This window comes from Kitasatospora sp. NPDC007106 (assembly GCF_040634455.1).
Lineage (GTDB): Bacteria > Actinomycetota > Actinomycetes > Streptomycetales > Streptomycetaceae > Kitasatospora > Kitasatospora arboriphila.
The window spans coordinates 1-1,151 of the sequence record NZ_JBEYFP010001387.1 but is presented as its reverse complement, the minus strand read 5'-3'; the positions used below and the strand labels follow the sequence as shown (position 1 = coordinate 1,151).

Annotated in this window: 3 protein-coding genes; all 3 read left to right on the top strand. The window is 75.0% G+C overall.

Translation table 11 applies throughout. The features are described from left to right. The first annotated feature begins 282 nt into the window (after positions 1–282). From ABZ641_RS38710 to ABZ641_RS38700, 3 genes are read left to right on the top strand one after another with little or no spacing between them, the layout of a single operon-like run. Complete coding sequence (locus tag ABZ641_RS38710; RefSeq protein WP_359989389.1) at positions 283–516, top strand: hypothetical protein; 234 nt, start codon at positions 283–285, stop codon at positions 514–516. Between the two features lie 34 nt (positions 517–550). Then, positions 551–937 (top strand): DUF2267 domain-containing protein, encoded by a 387-nt coding sequence (locus ABZ641_RS38705; RefSeq protein ID WP_359989387.1) that lies wholly within the window; start codon positions 551–553, stop codon positions 935–937. A 32-nt stretch (positions 938–969) separates the two neighbouring features. Then, a complete protein-coding gene (locus ABZ641_RS38700; RefSeq protein ID WP_359989386.1) occupies positions 970–1,140 on the top strand; it encodes a hypothetical protein in 171 nt (56 codons plus the stop codon). The last annotated feature ends 11 nt before the right edge of the window (positions 1,141–1,151 follow it).

Here is a 1,151-nt window from a genome sequence, read left to right as displayed (position 1 = left end):
CCGGTCCGCACCGGCCCGGCGGACCTGCTCGCACCGCTGCCGGCGGGCCGTCCGTGGACGAGGCCGCGTCCGACACCGGTCCGACCGTCCCGGGCGGCTGGCCATCCGTCCGGGACACCTTGTCGGGCTCCGTCGGGGGGACGGGCTGTCGGGCTTCTTGCCGACCCGGCCCGGGCGGAACCCGGATCCGCCGGGCCGACGCGCACCGGACGGCGTTTCGCCAGCTCGGCAGCCGGGCAGGCGAGACCGGTACTCCGCGACCGAACCACCCGGGGAGGAGCCATGGAGGACATCCCGCAGGGCGGCGCCGGGGGAGTGCCCGGCCACCACGCCGACGAACACCACGCCGACGAACACCACGGCGACCGCAACGACAGGGGCGACCGGGATGAACGGGGCGACCGGGACGACCGGCGGACACCGACCGTGAAGACCGTACGGGCGGGCACCCCGGTGGCCGAACAGGAACCCGAGGGCCGGCAGACCGAGGACGAGGACCCGCCCGACCCCGGCTGACCACCGTCCGTCCGGACGCACGAGGGGACGCGTCATGGAACACGAGGAATTCCTCCGCCTGGTGCACGACACGGGCGGCTACGAGGACGACGGCACGGACGAGGCCGTCACCACCGTGCTCGGCCTGCTCGGCGAACTGCTGGGCACGGCCTCCGCCGAGGCCCTGGCCGACCAACTCCCCGAAGGACTGGGCGACCTGGTGCTCCCCGAACCGGACACCGAAGCGGCCAGCTGGACCGCCGAAGGCTTCCTCGGCCGGCTCGCCGAAGCACGGGACACCACCGTCGACGAGGCCGCGGTGGACGCCTCCGCCGTCCTGCGGACCGTGGCCGGGGCCGTCGACGACAGCGAACTCGACGCCCTCGTGACCGAACTGCCCGCCGGCTTCTCCGAGCTCCTCGGACACCCCGAACTCACCTGAGAGCCCCACCCGCCACCCGTGAGGAGTCCGCCGTGCCGAACCTTCCACACCCCCGCAACACCGCGGCGCAGCGCCCCGCCGAGGAGCAGACGCGCCACGAGCGAGCCATCCTCGCCGCACTCGGCGAACTCCTCGACGACCTCGCCGCCCTCGGGCCGGGCGAGGCGAGGTTCGGGCGCAGGCCCTCGGTCGTCGTCCCCTGACCGCCCGCCCC